Annotated in this window: 1 pseudogene; it reads left to right on the top strand. The window is 50.1% G+C overall.

The features are described from left to right. Positions 1-688, top strand: a pseudogene (locus L2737_RS22250) (retention module-containing protein); the annotation flags it as partial.

Raw genomic sequence — 688 nt, 5'->3', positions numbered from 1 at the left:
CACTGTTGATGCCAATGGCGATTACAGCATTGATGGCGTGGATATTTCTGGCTTAGTTGATGGTGACATTACCGTTGATGCCTCAGCTGTCGACCAAAACGGTCAAACCGTTACGGATGCTGACACTGACAACATGGATGCGACTGCAGGTTCAATTGATGTAGCCCTCACCATCAATGACGGCGCAGAAACCGCTGACATTTCTGGTAGCACTACTGATGTGGCGCCAAACAGCACAGTCACCCTAACCCTTACCGATAGCGCCGGCACAGTGCAAGTCATCACTGGCGTCACTGTTGATGCCAATGGCGATTACAGCATTGATGGCGTAGACATTTCAGGCTTAGTTGATGGCGACATTACCGTTGACGCTCAAGCTGTCGATCAAAACGGTCAAACCGTCACGGATGCTGACACTGACAACATGGACGCGACTGCGGGTTCAATTGATGTGGCATTAGTAATTAATGATGGCGCAGAAACCGCTGACATTTCAGGTAGCACCACCGATGTCGCGCCAAACTCAACCGTCACCCTAACGCTCACCGATAGCGCTGGCACAGTGCAAATCATCACCGGCGTCACTGTTGATGCCAATGGCGATTACACTATTGATGGAGTAGATATTTCTGGCTTAGTTGATGGTGACATCACCGTTGATGCCTCAGCTGTCGATCAAAACGGTCAA

It is taken from the genome of Shewanella electrodiphila (assembly GCF_023283985.1).
GTDB classification, from domain to species: Bacteria; Pseudomonadota; Gammaproteobacteria; order Enterobacterales; family Shewanellaceae; genus Shewanella; species Shewanella electrodiphila.
This window is presented reverse-complemented; position numbering and strand designations above follow the sequence as displayed.